This window comes from Chitinophaga lutea (assembly GCF_003813775.1).
GTDB classification, from domain to species: Bacteria; Bacteroidota; Bacteroidia; order Chitinophagales; family Chitinophagaceae; genus Chitinophaga; species Chitinophaga lutea.
Window position 1 is genome coordinate 1,300,668 of record NZ_RPDH01000001.1, and the last position, 23,824, is coordinate 1,324,491.

At 53.9% G+C, this 23,824-nt stretch carries 20 protein-coding genes; 7 read left to right on the forward strand and 13 right to left on the reverse strand.

Features of this window, described 5'->3' with window-relative positions:
• Positions 1-122 precede the first annotated feature (122 nt).
• Positions 123-530, forward strand: coding sequence for a transmembrane 220 family protein (locus EGT74_RS05000; protein WP_123845428.1), 408 nt, complete (start codon positions 123-125; stop codon positions 528-530).
• Positions 531-588: 58 nt separating this feature from the next.
• Here EGT74_RS05000 and EGT74_RS05005 read toward each other — a convergent pair whose 3' ends face one another.
• The 7 genes from EGT74_RS05005 to EGT74_RS05035 form a co-directional block, all read right to left on the reverse strand.
• Positions 589-3,978 carry a ThuA domain-containing protein gene (locus EGT74_RS05005; protein WP_123845429.1) on the reverse strand — a complete coding sequence of 1,130 codons (3,390 nt, stop codon included), beginning with the start codon at positions 3,976-3,978 and terminating at the stop codon, positions 589-591.
• Positions 3,979-4,075: 97 nt separating this feature from the next.
• The gene (locus tag EGT74_RS05010) at positions 4,076-4,807 is read right to left on the reverse strand and encodes a ThuA domain-containing protein (RefSeq protein ID WP_123845430.1); all 732 of its coding nucleotides are present in this window, start codon (positions 4,805-4,807) and stop codon (positions 4,076-4,078) included.
• 3 nt (positions 4,808-4,810) lie between these two features.
• A complete protein-coding gene (locus EGT74_RS05015; protein WP_123845431.1) occupies positions 4,811-5,533 on the reverse strand; it encodes a 3-keto-disaccharide hydrolase in 723 nt (240 codons plus the stop codon).
• A gap of 16 nt (positions 5,534-5,549) precedes the next feature.
• A complete protein-coding gene (locus EGT74_RS05020; RefSeq protein ID WP_123845432.1) occupies positions 5,550-5,948 on the reverse strand; it encodes a c-type cytochrome in 399 nt (132 codons plus the stop codon).
• A gap of 49 nt (positions 5,949-5,997) precedes the next feature.
• The gene (locus EGT74_RS05025; RefSeq protein WP_123845433.1) at positions 5,998-7,050 is read right to left on the reverse strand and encodes a sugar phosphate isomerase/epimerase family protein; all 1,053 of its coding nucleotides are present in this window, start codon (positions 7,048-7,050) and stop codon (positions 5,998-6,000) included.
• Positions 7,051-7,203: 153 nt separating this feature from the next.
• On the reverse strand, positions 7,204-8,367 hold the full coding sequence (locus EGT74_RS05030; RefSeq protein WP_123845434.1) for a Gfo/Idh/MocA family protein: 1,164 nt from the start codon (positions 8,365-8,367) through the stop codon (positions 7,204-7,206).
• 87 nt (positions 8,368-8,454) lie between these two features.
• Positions 8,455-9,744, reverse strand: coding sequence for an MFS transporter (locus EGT74_RS05035; protein WP_123845435.1), 1,290 nt, complete (start codon positions 9,742-9,744; stop codon positions 8,455-8,457).
• A 379-nt stretch (positions 9,745-10,123) separates the two neighbouring features.
• On the opposite strand from EGT74_RS05035, the gene secA reads away from it, so the two are divergent.
• The 4 genes from secA to EGT74_RS05055 all read left to right on the forward strand — a co-directional run bounded on the left by secA (position 10,124) and on the right by EGT74_RS05055 (position 15,802).
• Positions 10,124-13,441 (forward strand): preprotein translocase subunit SecA, encoded by a 3,318-nt coding sequence (secA, locus tag EGT74_RS05040; RefSeq protein WP_123845436.1) that lies wholly within the window; start codon positions 10,124-10,126, stop codon positions 13,439-13,441.
• Positions 13,442-13,522: 81 nt separating this feature from the next.
• Positions 13,523-14,200: a deoxyribose-phosphate aldolase gene (gene deoC, locus EGT74_RS05045; RefSeq protein ID WP_123845437.1), complete on the forward strand. Its 678-nt coding sequence runs from the start codon at positions 13,523-13,525 to the stop codon at positions 14,198-14,200.
• Positions 14,201-14,210: 10 nt separating this feature from the next.
• Positions 14,211-14,630: an SPOR domain-containing protein gene (locus EGT74_RS05050; protein ID WP_123845438.1), complete on the forward strand. Its 420-nt coding sequence runs from the start codon at positions 14,211-14,213 to the stop codon at positions 14,628-14,630.
• Positions 14,627-15,802: a M20 metallopeptidase family protein gene (locus tag EGT74_RS05055; RefSeq protein ID WP_123845439.1), complete on the forward strand. Its 1,176-nt coding sequence runs from the start codon at positions 14,627-14,629 to the stop codon at positions 15,800-15,802. The genes EGT74_RS05050 and EGT74_RS05055 overlap by 4 nt, the downstream gene beginning before the upstream one ends.
• Positions 15,803-15,861: 59 nt before the next feature.
• Here the strand turns inward: EGT74_RS05055 and EGT74_RS05060 are convergent, their stop codons facing one another.
• The 5 genes from EGT74_RS05060 to EGT74_RS05080 form a co-directional block, all read right to left on the reverse strand.
• Positions 15,862-16,641, reverse strand: a complete 780-nt coding sequence (locus EGT74_RS05060) for a hypothetical protein (RefSeq protein ID WP_123845440.1) — start codon at positions 16,639-16,641, stop codon at positions 15,862-15,864.
• A 14-nt stretch (positions 16,642-16,655) separates the two neighbouring features.
• On the reverse strand, positions 16,656-17,033 hold the full coding sequence (locus EGT74_RS05065) for a GntR family transcriptional regulator (RefSeq protein WP_123845441.1): 378 nt from the start codon (positions 17,031-17,033) through the stop codon (positions 16,656-16,658).
• A gap of 10 nt (positions 17,034-17,043) precedes the next feature.
• Positions 17,044-17,895: a hypothetical protein gene (locus EGT74_RS05070; RefSeq protein ID WP_123845442.1), complete on the reverse strand. Its 852-nt coding sequence runs from the start codon at positions 17,893-17,895 to the stop codon at positions 17,044-17,046.
• A 12-nt stretch (positions 17,896-17,907) separates the two neighbouring features.
• The gene (locus tag EGT74_RS05075; protein WP_246008123.1) at positions 17,908-18,750 is read right to left on the reverse strand and encodes an ABC transporter ATP-binding protein; all 843 of its coding nucleotides are present in this window, start codon (positions 18,748-18,750) and stop codon (positions 17,908-17,910) included.
• Between the two features lie 136 nt (positions 18,751-18,886).
• The gene (locus EGT74_RS05080) at positions 18,887-20,167 is read right to left on the reverse strand and encodes a serine hydroxymethyltransferase (RefSeq protein ID WP_123845443.1); all 1,281 of its coding nucleotides are present in this window, start codon (positions 20,165-20,167) and stop codon (positions 18,887-18,889) included.
• A gap of 286 nt (positions 20,168-20,453) precedes the next feature.
• Here EGT74_RS05080 and EGT74_RS05085 point away from each other — a divergent pair, with 286 nt between their 5' ends.
• Together EGT74_RS05085 and EGT74_RS05090 are read left to right on the forward strand one after the other, a co-directional pair.
• On the forward strand, positions 20,454-21,446 hold the full coding sequence (locus tag EGT74_RS05085; RefSeq protein ID WP_123845444.1) for a sugar phosphate nucleotidyltransferase: 993 nt from the start codon (positions 20,454-20,456) through the stop codon (positions 21,444-21,446).
• Positions 21,447-21,490: 44 nt separating this feature from the next.
• Positions 21,491-22,438, forward strand: coding sequence for an NAD(P)H-dependent flavin oxidoreductase (locus EGT74_RS05090; RefSeq protein WP_123845445.1), 948 nt, complete (start codon positions 21,491-21,493; stop codon positions 22,436-22,438).
• 50 nt (positions 22,439-22,488) lie between these two features.
• Here EGT74_RS05090 and EGT74_RS05095 read toward each other — a convergent pair whose 3' ends face one another.
• A complete protein-coding gene (locus tag EGT74_RS05095; protein ID WP_123845446.1) occupies positions 22,489-23,790 on the reverse strand; it encodes an ABC transporter permease in 1,302 nt (433 codons plus the stop codon).
• Positions 23,791-23,824 lie beyond the last annotated feature (34 nt).

Here is a 23,824-nt window from a genome sequence, read left to right on the forward strand (position 1 = left end):
AACCACAAACATCTGGCTCATTTTTTCTTAAAATATTTTTCCCCTTGGGCGAATGGCGTTTTGTATTGCAGATTTTCCGTAAGTTTAAACAATTTAGCTGTTTCATTTTCACTCAATTTATCATGAAAATCTTCAATGTTGTTTTTTGTGTGCTGTTTGTGCTGTTTGCGGCGTTGCAGTTTAACGATCCGGACCCGTACATATGGGTGCCGATCTACCTTTACGGCGCCATTTTCTGCGCCCTGGCCGTAGCGGGTAAATATTACAAAGGCTGGTATCTTTTCGGCATCCTGGCCGCGCTGACCTACGCGGTATACCTGTTTTTCGCCAAAGACGGCGTGCTCAGCTGGATGACGGAGCACCAGGCGGAAAACATCGCCGGCACCATGAAAGCGGAAAAACCCTGGATAGAAGATACCCGCGAGTTTTTCGGGCTGTTCATCATCGTCATCGTGCTATTGGTGAACTTCGTGAATACGGGCCAGAAAAGCGCCAAAAAGATGCGTAAAAAAATGATGAAAATCCGCTGATATCAAAAAGGCCTGATGCAAACGCACCAGGCCTTTTTTTTGATATGCTCCGCCGGCTTTACTTGGCCAGCAGTTTGATGATATCGATGCCTACCGGCGCTTTCTCGGCAGCGTCTGCCTTGAACACCAGGTACAACGTGTGCGGTTTGTTATCGGTCCGCGCGGGGAAACTGATCACCGCCGTATTGGGCGCTTCTTTTTTGGCGCCCGCGCCGATGTTCACTTCGCCGAGTTTTTCACCGTCGGCCCTGTCGAGGTGCGCGGATACGGTATAACCATGCTGCAGCGGCTCCTGTACGAAGTAGGTGAACTCAATGCCGGTGATAGCGGCAAAATCCAGCTCCTTATATCCAACTACCGCATTCGCCGTCGGTATCAGCAGTTTCATCCCGTTGATCTCCACTACGGCCGCACCGTCTGCGGTTTTATAGTTTTCCGCCTGCATCCTCGGGTTGCGCAGCTCCACGTTGGCCGTACCGGTGATGGGCCGGATACCGGCGCCACCTTTATCGGTATAGCTGGCGATCATGTAGAACACGCCGTTGTCTTTCAACTCACCGCCTACCGTGGGCGAAACGCTGCCGGATTGCGGCAATGAAGGCTCCTGCTGCGATTTGCCGGCCAGCGAGAAAATATACTCCACGATCTGTTTGGCTTCTCCCTTGCTGATAGACGGATGCGCCGCCATCACGGTTTCGCCCCATACGCCGCCGCCGCCTTTGATGATCTTGTCTGCGAGGTAATCGGGCGATTTCGGATCGTCCTTGTATTTGCCTGCAACATCCATGAAGCTGGGGCCGATGGACTTTTCATTCGTTTTATGGCAGGTTTTACAATCGGAAGTTTCGATGATGTTCTTTCCTGCAATGGCGCCGGATACGATCTGGTGCCCCTGCGGCAGCCCGGCCTTATCGCGGCCTTCCATGTACATGGCTTTGATGTACAGGTTCGACTGATCGATGGCGGTATCTTCCTTGTCTTTCACGGTTACACTGTACTGCACCTGCTTCCCGGGGAAATAGAACATCTTGTTCCCGCTTACGTTGATCTGCACATCCGGTGTTTCGTTCCCGGCGTAAAGGTTGATCATTTTACTCCGCACGCTGGCGCCGTGGCTGTCGATCACGTCCACGAACACGGGATATTCACCGGCTACGGTGTAGGTCTGTTCCACCACAGGCTCTTTCGTTTCTTTGGTGCTGCCGTTGCCGAAGTTCCACAGGTATGTTACGGCATCGCCGTCGGGGTCTTTCGCGCCCACTGCTTCCAGCTTCACTTTGAAGGGAAGGCCGCCGGTCAGTTTGTCTACTTTCAGGTCGGTTTTCGGGGGACGGTTGCCGCCATTGAAATCGATGCGCACCAGCCCTGCATCTGCGTTCTTGCTGAACCAGCCGTTGCCGTATTCCAGCACGTACAGGCGCCCGTCGGGGCCCATTTCCATGTCTATCGGCGCCTTGAATTTAACGGAAGGCATAAAGCGTTCCATCTTCTGGTAGTTCCCGTCTTTATCCATGGTAACGGCCATCACCCAGCCCCTGATCCAGTCGTAGATGAACAGTTTGCCGTTATAATAGTCCGGGAAGCGCGTGGCAGCCGGGTACAGATCGCTGTAATACACCGGGCCGGCTTCGGCATTCCGGCCGCCGGTGCCTACCAGCGGGAATTCTTCCGATTTGCCATAAGGGTACCAGATGAATGCTTTCTGCGCAGGCGGCAGCTCCGTTAAACCGGTATTGTTGCGGGAATTATTGACGGGTTTCTCCGGGTTGTGATAAGGCCCTACTTCGCCCGTTTCATAGTTATACGCGCGGTAGGGTTTGTTGTCGCCGATGAACAGCGGGTAACCGTAGTAGCCGGCCTTCTTCGCCTGGTTCACTTCATCGTAGCCGCGCGGCCCGCGGGTGGAATCGTCGTTCGCCGCATCGGGCCCTACCTCACCCCAATAGAGGTAATTCGTTTTCGGGTCGATGGAAATACGATAAGGGTTACGGGTGCCCATCACGTAAATCTCGGCTTTGGTTTTATCGGATGCCTTGAAGAGGTTGCCTTCGGGGATTTCATACGAACCGTCTGCTTTCAGGCGGATGCGGATGATCTTTCCGCGCAGGTCGTTGGTGTTGGACGAGGTTCTGCGGCCGTCATACTGCAGGTGGCCGGGGCGGTCGTCTACCGGGCCATATCCTTTGCTCACGTAAGGCTGGCCGGGCTCGTCGAACGGCGTGGTATTGTCGCCGGTAGAGAGGTACAGCAGGCCATCGGGGCCAAATGCGATGGAACCACCGGTATGGCAGCAGATATCGCGTTGTGAATAAAACTGCAGGATGATCTTTTCGCTTTCCGGCACCACCTTGTTGTCTTTGAATTCAAAACGGCTGAGGCGGTTCACGGAAGTATCGGCGGGGGAATAAAAAAGATAGATGAAATTGTTCCTGGCAAATTCAGGATCGGCGGCGAGGCCCATGAGCCCTTCTTCCGCGTTCACTTTCGGCACTTCCGTTTTGTGATAAACGTTCAGGAAACCGACCTGTGTCAATGCTTTGGTGGTGTTGTTATACAGGAGGATCTCACCACGGCGCTGCGCTACCAGTACATCGAGATTGGGCAGGATGGCCATTTCGGTGGGCTCGAAAAATTCACCGCTGGTCAGCGTCTGCACCGTAAAGCGGTCTTCTTCCGGCACACGCTGCGAGGTGGCCTTCGCGTAATCGAGCACACGGTTTTTGCCGATCGCGTACTGGATGCCGCCGAGCACATGCTGGAGGAAATTCGCTTCGGTATAAGATTCGGTCGTATGGCCCAGTTCGGTGTAAAATGCGCGGCCGCCGTCGTAGTCGTGGTACCAGCTGATCGGGTGATCTCCCATCTTGCCGCCCTGGTAAGTTTTTTCGTCTACTTTCATCAGCACCTTAGTGGCGCTGTTCACTTTTTTGAAGTTGTACCATTCGTCTACATGCTCCCAGGTATCCGGCAGTTTTTCGGTGGAAGGATGGTTCTTATCCGTTACCGTCAGTTTGGCTTTGGCGGTGCCGGCGGGGTGATCGCTGAAATAGGCGCCCACCATTTTGCCGTACCAGGGCCAGTCGTATTCCGTATCGGTAGCGGCATGGATACCCACGAAACCGCCGCCCGCCTGGATATACCGCTCAAAGTCGGCTTCCTGGCGGTTATCGAGCACGTCGCCGGTAGTGTTCAGGAAAATAACGGCGGCATACTGTTGCAGTGAATCTTCCGTAAAACGTTCCGCATTTTCGGTGGTATCCACTTCAAAACCGTTGTCTTTGCCCAGCTGCTGAAGCGCTTTGATGCCGGCAGGGATGGATGCATGGCGGAAGCCGGCGGTTTTGGTAAACACCAGCACTTTAGGGTTGCCGGGCCGAGACTTGCTGCACGAGGCCATGCCGAAAACGATGGCGGCGCCCAGGAGCAGGAATGATAATTGTTTCATCATGAAAGGGTGATTGTAATGTAAACGTGGCTGTTATTAAAGCACGTAGAGACGCATGTACAATGCGTCTCTACGAAAAATGCCGTATTACGGTTTCTGATCATTTCTTTTTACGGATTGCGTATTCAATTCCTCCCAGCACATGCTTCAGAAAAGCTTCTTCCCTGTACGATTCTTTGGTATGGCCCAGTTCCGTATAGAAAGTGCGCCCGCCGTCAAATTCGCGGTACCAGCTCATCGGGTGATCGTCGCCGTTTTTGCCGCCTTTGTACGACTGTTCGTCGATTTTGATCAGCACCTTCAGGCCGGGCACGATGCTTTTGAAATTGTACCATTCATCCCTGCGGATCCAGGTCGTATCCAGGTGCTTCGTGGCAGGATGGCTGCGATCGATGACCCGGAGGGTGGCCGTTTGCTGATTGGGATGACTGAGGAAATAAGCGCCTACCAGCTGGTTGTACCAGGGCCAGTCGTATTCCGTATCGGTGGCCGCATGCACGCCCACGTAACCACCACCCTTACGGATATACGATTCCATGGCGGCCTGCTGCGCATCGTCCAGCACATTGCCGGTGGTGTTCAGGAACATCACGGCTTTGTATTGCTGCAGTTTTTTTGCGGTGAACACGGCGGCGTCTTCCGTTGTGTCCACGTCGAAGCCGTTTTCCGCGCCCAGTTTGAGCATCGCGAGTTTGGCATCGGGGATACAATCGTGGCGGAAGCCGGCGGTTTTGGAAAACACCAGGATGCGGGGCTTCGCTTTTTTGAAGGCGGAGCCGGCGGCAACGATGAACAGGCCTGCCACCAGCAGCAGGTATTTATACTTTACCATAGATTACAGTTCTCGGATCTTGATGTTGCGGTACCATACTTTATCGCCATGGTCCTGCAAAGCGATGTGACCTTTGGCGAAAGCGCCGAAACCTTCCCAGGTTTTGAATTTGCTCTTGCCTACCAGTTCTTTCCACTCTGCGCTGGCCATGGTCGTTTCAGCGGTTTTGTGGCCGTTGAAGATGAGGGTGAGCTTACCGTCTTTTTTGATGATTTTGGCGGTGTTCCACTCTCCTACCGGTTTGGCATAGCGGGCGGGTGAAGCGATCAGGTCGTACAGGTCGCCGGAATTATGCTTGTGGATTTTACCGTCGGCATGTTTGGCATCGTCGAGCACCTGCATTTCCGGGCCGGTGGCGTAGGTGGCTTTGAACTTCGGGTCTTCATGCACGCCGAAGATAATGCCGCTGTTACCGCCTTCGGAGATTTTCCATTCCAGCTGCAGTTCGTAGTTTTCGTACTCACCGTCTGTAATGAGATCGCCGCCGGAAGCGCCGGCTTTTTTAGCGTCGGTATCGAGGAAAAGCGCACCGTCCTGCACCTTCCAGGCGCCGGGTGCTTCTTTCTTCAGATAACCGCGCCAGCCCGCAGTGGAAGTGCCGTCGAACAGCAGTTTCCATCCCGCTTTTTTCTCTTTTTTGCTCAACGCAGGACCGCTTTGGGCATATGTGGCCACGGAGCCCATCAACAGGGCCGCCAGCAGCGCGGAGGATAGTATTTTTTTCATAATCGGATTTTAAAAACTATTTAACCGAAAGGATGTATTTCACCATTTCTTTCGCATCGTCCTGGGAAATCGCAGAGTGCGGCGCCATGGGCACTTCGCCCCAGTTACCGGAACCGCCTTTGATGATTTTGTCGGCCAGGGTGGCGATGTTTTCGTCCGTAGCCGGATATTTTGCCGCAACTTCCTTGAAAGAAGGCCCGATCACTTTTTCGGTTTCCTTGTGGCAGGTGGCGCAATCCTGCGCAGCCATCAGTTCTTTCCCTTTACCGGCAACATCCTGTACCATGGAGTTGTCTGCAGCCGGCGCAGTGGATTCCTCCGCCTTTTTTTCTTCCGCTTTTTTTTCACCGCCCCCGCACGCTGCCAGGAACATTGCCAGACTCAGGCAAGCCGGCATCCATATGTTTTTCTTCATCTTTATTGGTTGTTTGTTATAATTGAGAAATCGTTTTAGCATTGTCGTTTTACAAACCTAATATTCTTTTGTTTAAATTTTCATCCGGACCGGTGCCTGCGAAATCGTCGAAAGCTTTTTCGGTGACGCGGATGATGTGGTTCTGAATAAAAGGTGCTCCTTCGCGGGCGCCGTCTTCGGGGTGTTTCATGCAACATTCCCATTCCATTACGGCCCATCCGGAGTAATTATACTGGGTCAATTTACTGAAAACGCCGTTGTAATCCACCTGTCCGTCGCCGAGGGAGCGGAACCTGCCGGGCCTTTCGAGCCAGCCCTGGTAACCGCCGTATACGCCGGAGCGCCCGGTGGGATTGAATTCCGCGTCTTTTACGTGGAACATCCTGATTCTTTCGTGGTAGATATCGATGAAAGAAAGATAGTCGAGGCATTGCAGCACAAAATGGCTGGCGTCGTACAGCAGGTTGGCGCGGCTGTGGTTGCCGGTGGCCTCCAGGAAGCGCTCGAACGTGATGCCGTCGTGCAGGTCTTCGCCGGGGTGCAGCTCATAACAGAGGTCGATGCCGTGGGCGTCCATTTCATTGAGGATAGGCAGCCAGCGGTCGCCGAGCTCCTTAAATCCTGTTTCCACGAGCCCTGCGGGGCGTTGCGGCCAGGGGTACACCGTATGCCAGAGCAATGCGCCGCTGAAAGTGGCAAGGGCATTGAGGCCCAGGTTGCTGCTGGCTTTGGCGGCATATTTCAGCTGCTGTACGGCCCATTCGGTGCGGGCTTTCACATTGCCGTGCACGGCTTTGGGCGCAAAACTGTCGAACAGCTCGTTGTAAGCCGGGTGCGATGCCACCAGCTGGCCCTGGAGGTGGGTAGACAGTTCGGTGATCTGCATGCCGGCGCTTTCCACGATACCTTTGATCTCGTCTGCATATGTTTTGCTCTCGGCCGCTTTCTGCAGGTCGATCACCCGCGCGTCCCAGGTAGGGATCTGCACGCCTTTAAACCCAAGGCCCGCCGCCCATTTACAGATGGCGTCGAGGGAATTGAAGGGGGCTTTATCGTCGAGGAACTGCGCCAGGAAAATACCGGGTCCTTTGATCGTTTTCATCCGTTAATAATTTATCGCGATACTTTTTATTTGTTCACTGACCGGCGGGTTGTTTTTATGCCTGCCGGATGAAACCTTTGCGGTTCAAGATCAGTGCTTTCCCGGAGGCCCGCACTGATCTTTCTCTTTATGGCGCCTGATTTTGCTCAGGTATCAGATTTCAAACCTGGTCCATTTGGCGTCGCTGGCGGATGATTTCACCACCATGTCGATGAACGCCATGCCGCGGATACCGTCGTCCACACCCGGGAAATCGAGCATGGCATTCGTGGGCGTTACGCCGTCGATTTTAGCCTGCAGGGTGAGGGCGAAGTTGCGATAGAGGTTACCGAATGCTTCGAGGTACCCTTCGGGGTGACCGCCAGGCGTGCGGCAGTTGTGTGTAGCAAAGCCGTCGAGGTGCGGGTTGCCGGCACCGGCACGGAGGATTTCCGTGGGTTTGTCGAGCCACTTCACCAGCAATGTATTCGGCTCCTGTTGCGCCCATTCGAGGCCGCCTTTTTCGCCGTACACGCGGATTTTCAGTGCGTTTTCCTCACCTGCGGCAACCTGCGAAGCCATCAGCACACCGGCGGCGCCACCGTCGAAACGGAGCAATACGGCGCCGTCGTCGTCGAGCAGGCGACCTTCCACCATGATGTTCAGGTCGGCGCACAATTTATCGATTTTCTGACCGGAAATATATTCTGCGAGGTTGGCGGCATGCGTACCGATATCGCCCATCGCGCCGGCTTTACCGGAACGTTTAGGGTCGGTGCGCCAGGCGGCCTGTGCATTGCCTTCGCGCTCGCTCATTTTGCTGAGCCAGCCCTGCGGGTATTCCACCCACACTTTGCGCAGCTTGCCGAGCACGCCGCTCTTCACCATCTGCCGGGCCTGTTTCACCATGGGATAACCCGTGTAAGTATGCGTCAGCAGCAGGGTGCGGCCGGTCTCTTCTACTTTCGCCTTCAGTTGTTTGGCTTCGTCGAGCGTAAAAGTGATCGGCTTTTCGATCACCACGTTAAACCCTTTGTCCAGCGCCATCATGGCAGGCTCAAAGTGCGCGAAGTTAGGCGTAACGATGGTCACGAAGTCGAGCCGCTTGTCTTCCGGCATCGTCGCTTCTTTCTCCAGCATCGTTTTAAAATCAAGATAAATGCGGTCTTCTTCGAGGAAGAGGGATTTCCCTGAGTCTTTTGCCACTTCGGGGTTGATGCTCAGCGCGCCGGCTTTCAGTTCAATCAGGCCGTCCATGTTGGCGGCAATGCGGTGGATGGCGCCGATAAATGCGTCTTTCCCCCCGCCGATCATTCCCATTCTAAGTTTCCTGTTCATATATATCACGTATGATTTTATGTGTTCGTAAATATTGTTTTTCCACAGCGGCTGCATTTATAATATTATGCAGCGCTTACTTCCTGATCAGGCATTGGCCGTCTGCAACTGCTGCTTGTTCCTTCCTCTCATGTAAAAGAACAGGCCACCGAATGCAACGATCAGAATAATGGGGATCACCAGCGTCACGTTGATGATTTCGGGGCCGGCCACCGCCTGCGCCTGTGCGAATGCGGCGGCTTCCGTTGATCCGGCCGCAGCGGAGCGGTAGGCATCGAGGGTAGCGCCGGCGGGAAGGTTTTTCGCAATGATGTTATCGTAAAAACCGCCCATAAAAATGGTGTAGATGGATACGGCGAACATGCCCGCGCCGCCCATCAGGTTCATGCCGAGGGCGCCGGATTCAGGGATGTTCTCGGACACAAAGCCCAGCATGGTGGGCCAGAAATAGGTGATGCCCATCCCGAAGATGATGGCCGCCACGAAGAGCATGTTGCCGCTTGCGCTGCCCATCAGGTACAGGCCGAGTGCGGACAAAATCGCGGAGCCCAGCAGCACGCCGGTGGGCGACATCCGGTGCACGATAGGTCCGGCCACTGCGCGCCCCAGCACCTGCACGCCCGCGGTGAGCGCCAGGATGAGAATGCCGTAAGTAGTTACATTTTTCAGCAGTATTTCGATCCACTGGTTGGTGAACAGCTCCGTGATGGCCGTACCAAACATGCAGATAAACATAAAGAGAAACAGCGGGCTCGCGATGGAGCGGTACATCTGTTTGTTGGACACGCCGGCCGCTACGCGTTCCGTTACCGGGAAGTCGAGGCGGAGGAAAAGATACCCGTAAATCAGCGTGGGGATGATCATGGTCGCTACCTGCAGCTGCCAGCCCAGACCGATCTCATTAAAGAAGAACACCAGCAGGGTGCCTACTACAATACCGCCGGGGAACCAGAGGTGGAAGTGGTTGAGCTTGGTGGTTTTGTTGTCCGGGAAAATGGTGGCCACCAGCGGGTTGCACGCTGCTTCCACGGTACCATTGGCCATGCCGATGAACAGAGTGGAGATGAACAGCGGCCAGAAGCCGGAAGAAAAATAAGGTGTGCTGATGGTGAGGATGATGCCGAGCAGGTGCAGCACGAAGGCAGCTACCAGCAGGCGTTTCATGCCGATGGCATCTACGATGAAACCACCGATCACCACGGCGAGGGGAAAGCCCCAGAAAGCGGTACCGGTAATAACCGCGAGCTCCTGCCCGCTGAGATGGAACTGAACACCCAACTGGCCGAGAATACCGGCACGGATTCCAAAGGATAGCGATGTAACAAGCAATGCCAAACAACTGGCAACGAAAAGACTCCTGGGCTGAATTTGCTTCATAGACGTGATTGTATAAAATTCAATAGCGTGATTAAAACGTTTAAATTTATAAAAAGTATTTACATATTCTTATCTTTTTATGACGGATAGCCCCCATATATTTAAGAATTTAACAATCCGGCATTGCGCGGTGCGGTAAATTAGGTCATTTTTTTGATGAACGGCCATCACCGCTGTGTGCGGGGCTCCTTAAATTTTCATTAAAACCCCGCATAGAACGCTATTTTCGATGTTTTCCCCTAAAAATTCCTAATTTTACGAGCCTCGGAAAAAAGGCGCATGCCTGACACCTTGGCACAACCTCCCGGCCGGGCGCAATATTTGACAATATAGAACGGCCGCAGAGGTTACTTTTATCTTACGAAATCGAAATTTTAACATGCTAGGTTTTTTAACAAAGCTCTTTGGAGGAAACAAGTCTGAACGCGATATCAAACTGATCCTTCCCATCGTGAAGCAGATTAATGAGGAGTATGAAAAACTGTCGTCCCTGCCTATCGACGACCTGCGCCGCAAAACGCAGGATTTCCGTGCACGTATCCAATCCCATCTGGCCGATATAGACCGGGAGATCGCTTCCAAAAAAGAAGCGGCGGAAGCTGAAGAAGATGTGAACACCAAAGATCTTACCTACCGCGAAATAGATAAACTCACTAAAGACCGCGATAAAAAAATTGAAGAAATACTGCAGCAGCTGTTACCCGAGGCATTCGCCGTTGTAAAGGAAACAGCACGCAGACTGAAGGAAAACAGCAGTATCACTGCCACCGCTACCGATCTCGACCGCCAGCTGGCCGTTACCCGCAACTATCTGCGCATCGAAGGTGACAAAGTGACCTGGGCCAATTCCTGGGATGCCAACGGCACGCCCGTGACCTGGAACATGGTGCACTACGACGTACAGCTCATCGGCGGGTCGGTGCTGCACCAGGGTAAAATCGCCGAAATGGCGACCGGTGAAGGTAAAACGCTCGTATCTACACTGCCTGCTTACCTCAATGCGCTGGCCGGCCAGGGCGTACATATCGTAACCGTGAACGATTACCTGGCGAAACGTGACTCCGAGTGGAACGGTCCCCTGTTCGAGTTCCTCGGCCTGACCGTGGACTGTATCGACAAACATACGCCCAACTCTCCGGAGCGCCGCGCGGCCTACCAGGCAGACATTACGTACGGCACCAACAACGAATTCGGTTTCGACTACCTGCGCGACAACATGGTGCACAGCCCTGAAGAGATGGTGCAGCGTAAGCACCACTTCGCTATGGTGGATGAGGTGGACAGCGTGTTGATTGACGATGCGCGTACCCCCCTGATCATCTCCGGGCCCATTCCCCGTGGCGACGAGCAGGAGTTTCACGCCCTGAAACCCCGCATCCAGCGCCTCGTGGAAGAACAACGGAAAGTGGTGAACGGCTACCTGCTCGAAGCCAAAAAACTGATCGCAGAAGGAAAAGACGACCCGAAAACCGGTGGTCTGGCCCTGATGCGCGCCCACCGCGGCCTCCCCAAGAACAGCGCCACCATCAAATATTTAAGCGAGCCCGGCATCAAGGTGCTCCAGCAAAAAGCGGAGAACTATTACATTGCCGACCAGCAGCGCGAAATGCCCAAGGTAGACGAAGGCCTGTACTTCCATATCGAGGAGAAAAATAACAGTGTGGAGTTGACGGAGAAGGGTATCGCCCTCATCACCGGCGCCGGCGAAGATCCCAACTTCTTCCTGATGCCCGATGTCGGCTCCGAGATTGCCGAACTGGAAAAGCTCGATCTCAGCGCGGAAGAAAAAATGTTACGGAAAGACCAGCTGCTCCAGGATTTCGCCATCAAATCCGAGCGCATCCACTCCGTGCAGCAATTGCTGAAAGCCTACACCCTGTTCGATAAAGACGTGGAATACGTGGTGATGGACGGAAAGGTGAAGATCGTGGACGAGCAGACCGGCCGTATCCTGGACGGGCGCCGTTATTCAGACGGTCTGCACCAGGCCATCGAAGCAAAGGAAAATGTGAAAGTGGAAGCCGCCACACAAACGTTCGCCACCATCACCCTGCAGAACTATTTCAGGATGTACCACAAGCTGGCCGGTATGACCGGTACGGCTACCACCGAAGCCGGTGAGTTCTGGGAAATCTACAAGCTCGATGTGGTGAACATCCCCACCAACCTTCCCATCACCCGTAAAGATGCCGAAGACCTGGTGTATAAAACCAAACGCGACAAATACAAAGCCGTTATAGAGGAAATCAAAACCCTCAAGGCCGCAGGCCGCCCCGTACTGGTAGGTACCACCTCCGTGGAGGTATCCGAACTGCTGGGCAAAATGCTCACCTTCGAGAAGATTCCCCACAACGTACTCAACGCCAAACAGCACGCCCGTGAAGCACAGATCGTTGCCGAAGCAGGTTTGCCCGGCGCGGTGACCATCGCCACCAACATGGCCGGTCGTGGTACGGACATCAAGCTCGGCCCCGGCGTGAAAGAGGCCGGTGGTTTGGCCATCATCGGTACGGAGCGGCACGAAAGCCGCCGTGTAGACCGCCAGCTGCGTGGCCGTGCGGGCCGCCAGGGCGACCCCGGCAGCTCCCAGTTCTTTGTTTCCCTTGAAGACGACCTGATGCGCATGTTCGGCTCCGACCGTATCGCCGCGCTGATGGACAGGATGGGTTATAAAGAAGGCGAAGTGATCCAGCACAGCATGATCACCCGCTCCATCGAAAGGGCCCAGAAGAAAGTGGAAGAAAACAACTTCGGTATCCGTAAGCGCCTGCTGGAATATGACGACGTGATGAACAAACAGCGTACCGTGATCTACTCCAAACGTAACCACGCCCTGTTTGGCGAGCGCCTCGCGATCGACACCGACAACTCCTTCTACGAAGTAGCAGAAAATATCGTTACCACTCACCGTCAAAGCGGCGATTACGAAGCCTTCAAGCTGGATGTGATCATGAACTTCGCGATAGATACCTCTATCTCGGAAGACGAGCTGCAGAAAAGCCAGACGAACGAGATCGCCGAGAAACTCTACGGCGAGGCCACGGCCAACTACCGCCGCAGGAACGCCGAGCTCACCAACGGTACCCTGCCCGTGATCAAAAAGATCTACGAAGAACAGGGCCAGCATATCGAGAACATTTCCATTCCGTTTACCGACGGCCGGAAAGGCATCAACGTACTGGCGCCGCTGAAAAAAGTGGTGGAAACGGAAGGCCGCGAAACCGTAGCCGCACTGGAACGCAGCATCACCCTCGCCTTGATCGACGAAGCCTGGAAAGAGCACCTGCGCGCCATGGACGACCTGAAACAATCCGTGCAAAGCGCCGTGTACGAACAAAAGGATCCGCTGCTGATCTATAAATTCGAAGCGTTCGAACTGTTCAAACAGATGAGCGCCGATACCAGCAAGGAGATCGTATCGTTCCTCTGCAAGTCAGGCATTCCCAGCCAGCAGCCGGAAGAGCAGATCACCGAAGGCCATGAGGAAAAAACCGACATGAGCCGGATGCGCGCTTCCCACCAGGATTTCGACAACGGCGGCGGCGCAGCACCCGCGCAGCGCCGGGAAGAATACGCCCCTGCCGAAGAGCCTCACCGTCCCGAGCCGGTACGCGTAGGCCCGAAAGTAGGCCGTAACGATCCCTGCCCCTGCGGAAGCGGCAAGAAGTTCAAAAACTGTCATGGTAAAGACCTGTAAAATCATACCGGAATAATGTATAGCGGAGTTACACGGTCGGCCGGCGTAACTCCGTTGTGTTTTTAAGGATAAACCGTCACCATGAAACTGAACCGCTACATCGATCATACCATACTCAAACCGGTCACCACCCTGGAGGATATCAAAAAACTCTGCATGGAGGCCGTGGAATACGACTTTGCCGCCGTGTGCGTGCCGCCCCCTTTTGTAAAACTGGCCAAGACCTTCGTGGGAAGCACTCCCACTAAAGTAGCCACCGTTACCGGGTTCCCTTTCGGTTATTCAGCCATAGAGGCCAAAGTGGCCGAAACGGTGCTGGCCATCATCGACGAGGCCGACGAGCTGGACATGGTGGCCAACCTGCTGGCTATCCGTAATGGCGACTGGGGGTACCTCGAGAAGGAAATCGCCACCATTATGCCCCTTATCCGCAATAAACAACGGTCCATCAAGGTAATTATCGAAAGTGGCATATTATTGGAGGAAGAGATCATCAGGTGCTGCGAGCTGTATGCGAAGTACGGGGTGGATTTCGTGAAAACGTCCACCGGGTACGCCGAAAAAGGCGCCAGCGTGGAAGCAGTGGCCCTGATGCGCAAACATCTGCCCGCCAATATCCATATCAAGGCTTCCGGCGGAGTTCGTACCTTTGCATTTGCGAAGGATCTGATAGATGCAGGCGCCACCCGTATCGGCACCAGTTCAGGCGTGGCCATTATGAAAGAATCCGTACTGGCCGGTAAAAAAGAGACAAACTAACTATTTACATATGATATTAAGAACAGGCTGTTTATTGATCGTGATGTTTTCCGCGCTTGCGCTGCGCGCCCAGGACAATGGCGGCGGCAATGTGAAAGTGGTGAAAGACAACCGGATCGACGTTCTCATCAAAAAACAGATCTATATCAACACCCTGGCCATCCGCAATCAGCCGGGCTTCCGCGTGCAGGTGCTCACTACCAACAAACGCAACGAGGCCAACGATGCAAAAGCGAAGGCCATGCAGCTGTTCCCTGAATTCCGCAGTTACCTCGACTGGGAAGCGCCTTATTTCAAGGTGCGCGTGGGTGATTTCAAAACCCGCCAGGAAGCCACCGATCTCAGAAACAAATTAGCAGACCATTACAGCGGAGGCGTATTTGTTGTGCCTACCATTATCAACGTATCACCGGAAAAAGAATTAGAATGAAGGAGCGGATTCAATCGCTGGCCAAAGCATATACACCTGACCTGATCGCCTGCAGACGGCATTTACACTCCCATCCCGAGCTTTCTTTCCAGGAATACGAAACATCCAAATTCATACAGTCCAAACTGGACGAATACGGCATCCCCTACACCGCCGGTGTGGCGGGCACGGGCATCGTGGCGCTGATCAAAGGCAAAAATCCAGATAAAAAGATCGTTGCCCTGCGCGCAGACATAGACGCCCTGCCGATCGAAGAAGCGAACGACGTACCTTACAAGTCGCAAACTCCCGGCGTGATGCACGCCTGCGGGCACGATGTGCATACCACCGTAGTGCTGGGCGCAGCCCGCATTCTGCAGGAAGTGCGCGACGAATTTGAAGGTACCGTTAAGATATTGTTCCAGCCGGGTGAAGAAAAACATCCCGGCGGGGCCAGCCTCATGATCAAAGACGGGGCCCTCGAAAACCCCAAACCCCAGGCCATCCTGGGCCTTCACGTATTGCCCACCATGGAAACCGGGAAGCTGGGATTCAGGGCGGGACAGTACATGGCCAGCGCAGATGAAATCTATATCACGGTAAAAAGCAAAGGCGGGCACGCAGCCGCGCCCCACCTCACCGCCGATACCATCCTGATTGCATCGAACCTCGTGGTGAGCCTGCAGCAGATCATCAGCCGCAACAACAACCCGTTCTCCCCTTCCGTATTGTCCATCTGCGCATTCAACGGCGGCTTCACCACCAACGTGATTCCCAGCGAAGTGAAGCTGATGGGCACTTTCAGGGCGATGGACGAAACATGGCGTTTCAAGGCGCACGAACTTATCCGCAAACAAAGCACCGAGCTCGTGCATGCCATGGGCGCGGAAATAGACATAGATATCCTCGTGGGTTATCCCATGGTATATAACAACGAAGGCGTTACCGCTACCGCCCGCTCGCTGGCAGAAGACTTCATCGGCCGCGATAATGTGGAAGACACCGAGCTGCGCATGGGCGCCGAAGATTTCGCTTTCTACTCACAGGTGATCCCCGCCTGCTTCTTCCGGCTGGGCACCGGCAACAAAGCCCGCGGCATCACTGCAGGCGTGCACACGCCCCTGTTCGACGTGGATGAAAATGCGCTGGAAATCGGCGCCGGCACCATGGCTTACCTCGCTACACAATTCTGAAAATAAAAACCGTTCCGATCGATATCGGAACGGTTATGACATTTTTAGTGAGACTAGAATTATTGTTTCGTAACAACAGTCTTGGGCGCATGCAGTCCGGATGGCACCATCTCCACCATTCTGGCCGCGCTTGCTGATATGGAAATGATGCTCGTCGAATCCACCATACCAGGTTTTAATGCTTTTATCGTATAGGATTGTTTGATCGAGAGTTCACTCTGTGCCTTCAGGTCATATGCCAGCGTATCGATGTCGGCCTGCTGAAGATCTACTTTAGCATTGCCGGCTACGGACAGGTGCAGTTGCGGCAAATTCACGTCCAATGCAGAAATGGAGCCGGAAGGTAATACCTCTACTTTCAGCGGGGTTACCTGGCGGCAGGGCCAGAGGCTCACCGAACCATCGCCTGCGGATACACCATCCAGCTCCGGAGCATACAGGATTGTCGATCCGCCCCAGTAATAGAAGTCCATATCGCCCTGCTCATTCAGCTTGTACGAGATAAACAACGTATCGGCATGATAACTGTATTCCAGCATGTCCTTCCACCGCCGGTCAATGTCGATGCGATAGGTATTGCCCCTGGCCACCGCTAGGCGCAGCTGCTGGTTGTTGCTCATCGTTTTTTCCCGGCCGCCTTTCCGGTATACCACTTTACCGTTGTACACCACATATTTAAACGGCTTCAGTTCGTGGATAACAGGGGGCTTCGCCGAGTCCGGTCTTCTCCTGGTAATATTGCCTTTCACGAACTGGTCTTTCAGCAACAGGTTGAATACCACCATCAGCACGGGCATCAATATGAAGAATACGATCAATAATTTACTGCTTGTTTTCATGAGGTTGCCAGATTTTAGTTTGCTTTAACATGCTGCTGTTTATATTTTTCGTACCGTCCTTTCAATTCATCCAGTTCGATGCCCAGCAGGAACATCTTCCGGAAAAATTGGGGAAGCTCTTCCTGGAGGAATTGCTCTTTGCGGAGCACCGCGATTTTTTTCACCGCGTCGTCGCTGACGAAGTAGCCCATGCCCCGGCGGGTATAGATGATGCCCTGCTGCTGCAGGTGCTCGTAAGAGCGCATCACGGTGTTCGGGTTCACTTCTAGTGTAACGGCCAGTTCGCGGACCGACGGCACTTTGGCATCCGGCGGCCAGTGACGCAACTGCACCTGGTCGCACACATAATCCGCTATCTGCAGGTAAATGGCCAGTGTATTATTGAATTCCATTTGTCAGTTTTTAAAGTTGCTGCTCACGTAATCTCAGCAGGGTAATGAACCATAGGAAAAACGGGAAGAAAATCAATACCGCCATCATTATTCCATATAAGGGAGAAGGCAGTTTCACTTCATAATACTCCTGTTCCCATCGATCGCCTCTTACCGCGTACCCCGACGCGAGGATGTTAAAGAACGGATTGGCACCATCGACCCGGAGCTCCCTTACATCTTCACCCAGCTTTTTGGACACCTCCTCCATCCTGGCGGGCCGGGCATTCGCCATCATCTTCCTGACCACTACATCGTTGAATCCCTGGAATCCGAGTATCACCACACATACCATCACCGCCGTTTTGACGAAGGTGTACCGGCGGAACCAGATGGCCCCCAGCATCACCATGGCCTGCATGAAATAAAACAGGAAGAGATATACCCTCAGCATGCCATCATCCAGCAAGAACACACGATTGACATGCCCCAGCGCGTAGAGGTCAACGAGATTGGTCAGCCACAGGCAGGCCAGGCAGATCATGGTATATAGCACCGGGAAAAGCACCAGTGTAAAGAGAATGGCTACCGCCAGGCGTTCCATAGCGGAAACAGGCAACATGATGGCCTGTATGCGCCCGGCTTTCTGCGAGAACTGCCTGAAAATGGTGGAGGTATATACGCCTGACGCAAGCAGCAGACCAATAAAGAAGATCACCTGCTGTGAGTTGTAATGCAGGCCCGCGCTGTTGTTGCTGGCGACAAACAGCATAAAGACCATCAGGATACCGGTGAGCGCCGCCATACCCAGGAGGTAAAACCGCAGGTGGGTAGCCAGTTGCAGTTTGAACAGAAAGTTGAAACGTGTAAACGAAAATTGCATACGGGAATAATTTTACCGGTTAAACAAGGGAAGGATTTTCTCTTTTTCCACCATCACGGCGTTGAAAAACATTTCCATATCCAGGCCGGAATGCTCTTCGCGGCGGTTGACGGCTACCACGGCGTAGCCTTTGAGTGCGCCCTCGCTGTAAATGGGAGGCTCCGTTTCCTCAAGACTCATAACCTGGCGGAAGGAGAGTTTTTCGGTAATGCGGCTGACCGGCTCCTGGAGAATGATACGGCTGTCTTCCAGGATCAGTACATCATCGATGAGGCTGTCGAGATCCTTTACCTGGTGGGTGCTGATGATCATGCACTGATCGTCGCGGAGGCAGCCGGCGATCACTTTGCGGAACTGGCGTTTGGAGGGGATGTCGAGGCCATTGGTCGGCTCGTCCATCAGCAAAACTTTGGCACCCGTAGCCAATGCAAAACTGATCAGTACCTTTTTCTGCTGTCCGTGGCTGAGGGCGTGCAATGTTGGCCCGTGAGGCACATCAAACACACCGAGGTGTTTTTTAAAGGCCGCCTCATCGAATGCGGGATAAAACGGCGCATACAGCCTTACATAATCGTCGATGCCGACGTCGGGCAGATCGAACGTTTCGGGCAGTAAATACACCTGTTGGAGGAATGCAGGCTGCCGGCGGGCGGGGTTAAAGCCGAGCACGTTGCAGTGGCCGGATTGGGGGAACAGCAGGCCGCAAATGTTATACAGGAGGCTGCTTTTCCCGGCACCGTTCTTCCCCAACAGGCCATAGATACGGCCCGGCTGCAAATCGAGCTGCAGATCGCTTAACACCGGCCGTCCTTTGCGGTAGGAAAAATTCAGATGTTGCAGGGATATCATAGTCATAAGTTTCAGTTGACTTAGTGTACTAGTTAAATAGTACACTGTAAAAGTAGGAGTATTTTTTAAATTTCCAAATGTTGGGTTAAAAAAAAGAGGGTGCACCATCCGGTACACCCTCTTCAAATTCCATTACTCTATCTTAACCCAGCTCAGGATACAGCTGGAACTGTTTCATAAATTCGTTCACTTCACCGCGTACTTTGGTAATGAGGCCTTCGTTGTCGGCATCGAGCAGCAGTTTATCCATCCACTCAACGATCTGCGGCATGTGCTCTTCCTGCAAACCGCGGGTGGTTACAGCCGGCACGCCTACGCGGATACCGGAAGTGATGAAGGGGGACTTATCATCGAACGGCACCATGTTCTTGTTCACGGTAATGTCTGCTTTCACGAGCACCTGTTCGGCTTTTTTACCGCTGATGTTTTTATTGCGCAGATCGATCAGCAGCAGGTGGTTATCGGTACCGCCGGAAACGATCTGGTAATTTTTCTCCATAAACGCGCGGGCCATGGCCTGGGCATTGCGGATCACCTGGCGGGCGTATACGTCGTACTCGTCAGACAGCACTTCGAAGAACGATACCGCTTTCGCGGCGATCACATGTTCGAGGGGACCGCCCTGTATGCCGGGGAAAACGGCCGTGTCGATCAGGGAACTCATCATGCGCACCTCACCTTTGGGCGTTTTCAGGCCGAAGGGATTCTCGAAGTCCTGGCCCATGAGGATCAAACCGCCACGGGGACCGCGCAGTGTTTTATGCGTGGTAGTGGTCACGAAATGGCAATGCGCGAAGGGGGAGTTAAGCAGCCCTTTCGCGATGAGGCCGGCGGGGTGGGCAATGTCTGCCAGTACGAAGGCGCCAACTTTGTCGGCGATTTCGCGGATGCGTTTATAGTCCCAGTCGCGGCTGTAAGCAGAGGCACCGCAAACGATCAGTTTCGGTTTTTCGGCCAGGGCCACTTCTTCCATTTTGTCGTATTCCACCAGGCCGGTTTCTTTATTCACACCGTAAAAGAAAGGCTGGTACAGTTTGCCGGAGAAGTTAACGGCAGAACCGTGGGTAAGGTGCCCCCCCATGCTCAGGTCGAGGCCCAGGATTTTGTCGCCGGGCTGCAGGATGGCCAGCATAACGGCAGCGTTGGCCTGTGCGCCGGAGTGCGGCTGCACGTTGGCATATACGGCCCCGAACATCTGTTTGGCACGGTCAATGGCCAGTTGTTCGCTCAGGTCCACCACTTCGCAACCACCATAGTAGCGGCGGCCGGGGTACCCTTCTGCGTATTTATTGGTCATAACATTGCCCATGGCCTGCATAACCTGAAGGCTGGTGAAGTTCTCCGAAGCTATCAGCTCAATGCCGTGGCGCTGTCTTTCCAGTTCCTGGCCAATGATGTCAAATATCTGCTGGTCTCTTTGCATGGTGAAGGAAAATTTAAGACGCAAAATTAATCATCTAATTCATAAATAAGAAATGCAAAAGCATTCAGATGGGCCTCAAATGTCAATTTATGGCAGAAAAGGCCCCTATCTCCCGAATGTGCGAATTTCGTAATATAAAGCGCCGCTGGTGGCTCCCGTGCCCCTTGTTTTTCGGGGTGGCCTGATGAATGTTTCTTTATAATTACTGATTGATTCCGTAATTTGCCCGCAAATAGTAATGTGACGACGGTTTATTCGCGCAGTGAACCATCTCTAAACCCGATACATGAAGGCAATCATTCCAGTCGCAGGAGCAGGCACCAAACTGCGCCCACATACATATACGCAGCCCAAAGCCCTGATTCCGCTGGCAGGCCGCACCATCCTGAGCATTATCGTAGACCAGCTGGTGGAAGCCGGCATCCGTGAATTCGTATTTGTGGTGGGTTACCTCGGTGAGAAGATCCAGCATTACGTGGAAAAGAAGTACCCCGACCTGAAGGTGCATTTTGTACAGCAGAATTCCCGCGAAGGCACGGGCCACGCTATTCTGCTCACACGGGAAGTGGTGCAGAACGACGAAGTGCTCATTGTGCTCGGCGACACCATCGTGGAATGCGACTTCAAGGAAGTGATCAATTATCCCCACTCCCTGCTGGGCGTGAAGAAAGTCGACGACCCGCGCAGCTTCGGCGTGGCGGAGATCAACGATCAGCAGACCATCACCCGGGTGGTGGAGAAACCGCAGATCCCCAAATCGAACCTCGCGTTGGTGGGCCTGTACAAAATCCGGGAAACGGAGCAGATGTACAAATGCCTGCAGGATAACATCGAGCGGCAGCTGCGCTCGCACGACGAGTTCCAGCTCACCGATGCGCTGGAGTGCATGATCGAGCACGGCGTGCAGTTCAATGCCTTTAAGGTCAGCAACTGGTTCGACTGCGGGCGGAAAGACACCCTGCTCGAAACCAACGCCATCCTCCTTAAAAAATACAAACTGGCCACCAACCCGGTGCTGCCTTACGAAAACACCATCATCATCCCACCCGTAAGCATTGGCGAAGGCTGCAATATCAAAAACAGCATCATCGGGCCCAATGTGGCCATCGGCGACAATACCGTGGTGAGTTATTCCATCGTGAAAGACTCCATCATCGGCTCTTTCAGTAATCTTTACGAGGTGGTGCTCAAATCTTCCCTCATCGGCAGCGACGCCAATATCCGCGGGCTGAGCCAAAGCCTCAACATCGGCGATAATACCGAGATTGACCTGGGTTAAGCGTTTTATCTTAAATTGCCGGCCAGGAACCAATACGATTTCACATGGCCGCATACAGCAACCGCGTTACCAGGCTTTTTTCGACAGACTATCCCATTGTACAGGCCGGCATGATATGGGCCAGCGGCTGGCGTTTGGCCAGCGCGGTCAGCAATGCCGGCGGACTGGGCTTACTCGGCGCGGGCAGCATGTACCCCGACGTATTGCGCGAGCACATCCAGAAATGCAAGGCAGCCACCAGCCGGTCGTTCGGCGTGAACCTGCCGCTCCTCTATCCTGATATCGACAAACATATCCAGATCATCCTCGATGAAGGGGTGCGCATCGTGTTCACCTCCGCCGGCAATCCCAAAACCTGGACGCCCGTGCTCAAACAGCATGGCATCACGGTGGTGCATGTGGTGTCCAGTTCGAAGTTTGCGCTGAAGAGCCAGGAAGCCGGTGTGGATGCGGTGGTAGCCGAAGGGTTCGAAGCGGGCGGGCATAATGGCCGCGAAGAAACCACCACCATGGTGTTGACACCCGGTGTGGCGGACGCGGTGTCGATACCTGTGATCTCAGCCGGAGGCATCGGTTCCGGAAGAGCCATGGCAGCGGCTTTTGCACTGGGCGCCGAGGGCGTGCAGGTGGGCAGCCGTTTTGTAGCCACGCCCGAAGCCTCATCGCACCAAAGCTTCAAAGAAGCCGTGATCAAAGCACAGGAGGGCGACACCCAGCTGTCTCTCAAAAAACTGACTCCTGTTCGCCTGCTGAAAAATACTTTTTTTGAAGCCGTGCGGCAGGCCGAACTGGCCGGCGCCAACGCCGAAACACTCGCTGCCCTGCTGGGCCGGGGCCGGGCCAAACGCGGCATGTTCGACGGCAACCTCGACGAAGGCGAGCTCGAAATCGGCCAGGTAAGCGCCCTCATCCGCGACATACAACCCGCCGCCACCGTGCTGCAGCATATCTGGGAAGAATTCAACGCCGTCCGCAAAAAACTGGCGGAATAAAAAACGGGCGCACTGCTTTGCAATGCACCCGTTTCAGTTCTATCCGGCAATCAATTTTTTCTGCCTAACCACCGCACCGCTTCTTTCAGCGTCACCTTCTTGCCGTACAGCAGAATGCCCGTGCGGTAGATCTTTGCGGCCACCCAGGTGGTGCCGATGAAACCAGCTACCAGGAAAATCACCGACAATGCCAATTGCCAGTAAGGCACCGTACCGGGCACCCCGTAAGGAATGCGGGCCATCATCACCACGGGAGACGAGAAGGGGATGATACTCCCCCACACCGCCAGCTGCCCGTTGGGATTGCGCACGGCGGCAAACATGATGAAGATGGAGATGATCACAGGCAGGGTGATGGGGAACGTGAGCGACTGCGCCTCGTTCGGATCTTCATTCACCAGGCTGCCCACCGCGGCGAACAACGCAGCGTAAAACAGGTAGCCGCCCAGGAAATAAAATATGAAGCAGGAAATGATGACGGGCCAGTTGGCGCTCTCCACCACGAAAGTGATCTGCTTCATGGCTTTCATCGCCGTTTCGTTCTGGCCGCCGGCCATGCCGTTGTTGGCGGCGGCATTCATCGTTTCAGGATCAATGAAGAGGCCCATCAGGGTGTACAAGCCGATGATCAGCACCATCCATATAAGGAATTGCGTGAGCCCCACACCGGCGATGCCGACGATTTTTCCCATCATCAGCTGGAAAGGTTTGACGGTCGATACCATGACCTCCGCCACGCGGTTCATCTTTTCTTCCATCACGCCGCGCATCACGGTGGTGCCGAATACCAGCAGGATGATGTATACGAGGAAGGCCGCCCCATAACCGATGGCGTACGCCAGGCCTGCGCTGCCCTTCTTTTCTTCTTTGCCGGCCAGGTTCACGATGTCGATATCCGCCCGGATGTCTTCCAGCTTGTTTTTGTCGATGCCGGCCAGTTCCATGCGCTTGTCTTCCAGCACGTTTTCCAGCTTGCGCTCCATGCTGCTTTTCAGCATCACGTTCATCTGTCCTTTGCTGTAGTACACTATGCTGGGCGGACGGTTCACGTCCATCGCGGGAATATGCAGCACGCCGGTGTAACCCAGTTGCTGGTATGTATTTTTTAAGGTATCGATGCGGGCATCGATGAATTTATAGTGCACGCCGCCATCATCGGCCAGCTTGCCCTGGAATATTTTGCTTTCGTCCACCACGGCCACTTTCTCGTCGTCGCCGCTCTTCATTACAAAAATGGGGATGAGGAACATGCCTACAAACAGCACGGGAAGCAGGAGGGTAAAGATGACGAATGATTTTTTTCTGACCCTTGTGAGGTATTCTCTCTTGATGATTATCCAGATTTTGTTCATGGTACTGCGTTAAATGTGATAATAGGTATACGTG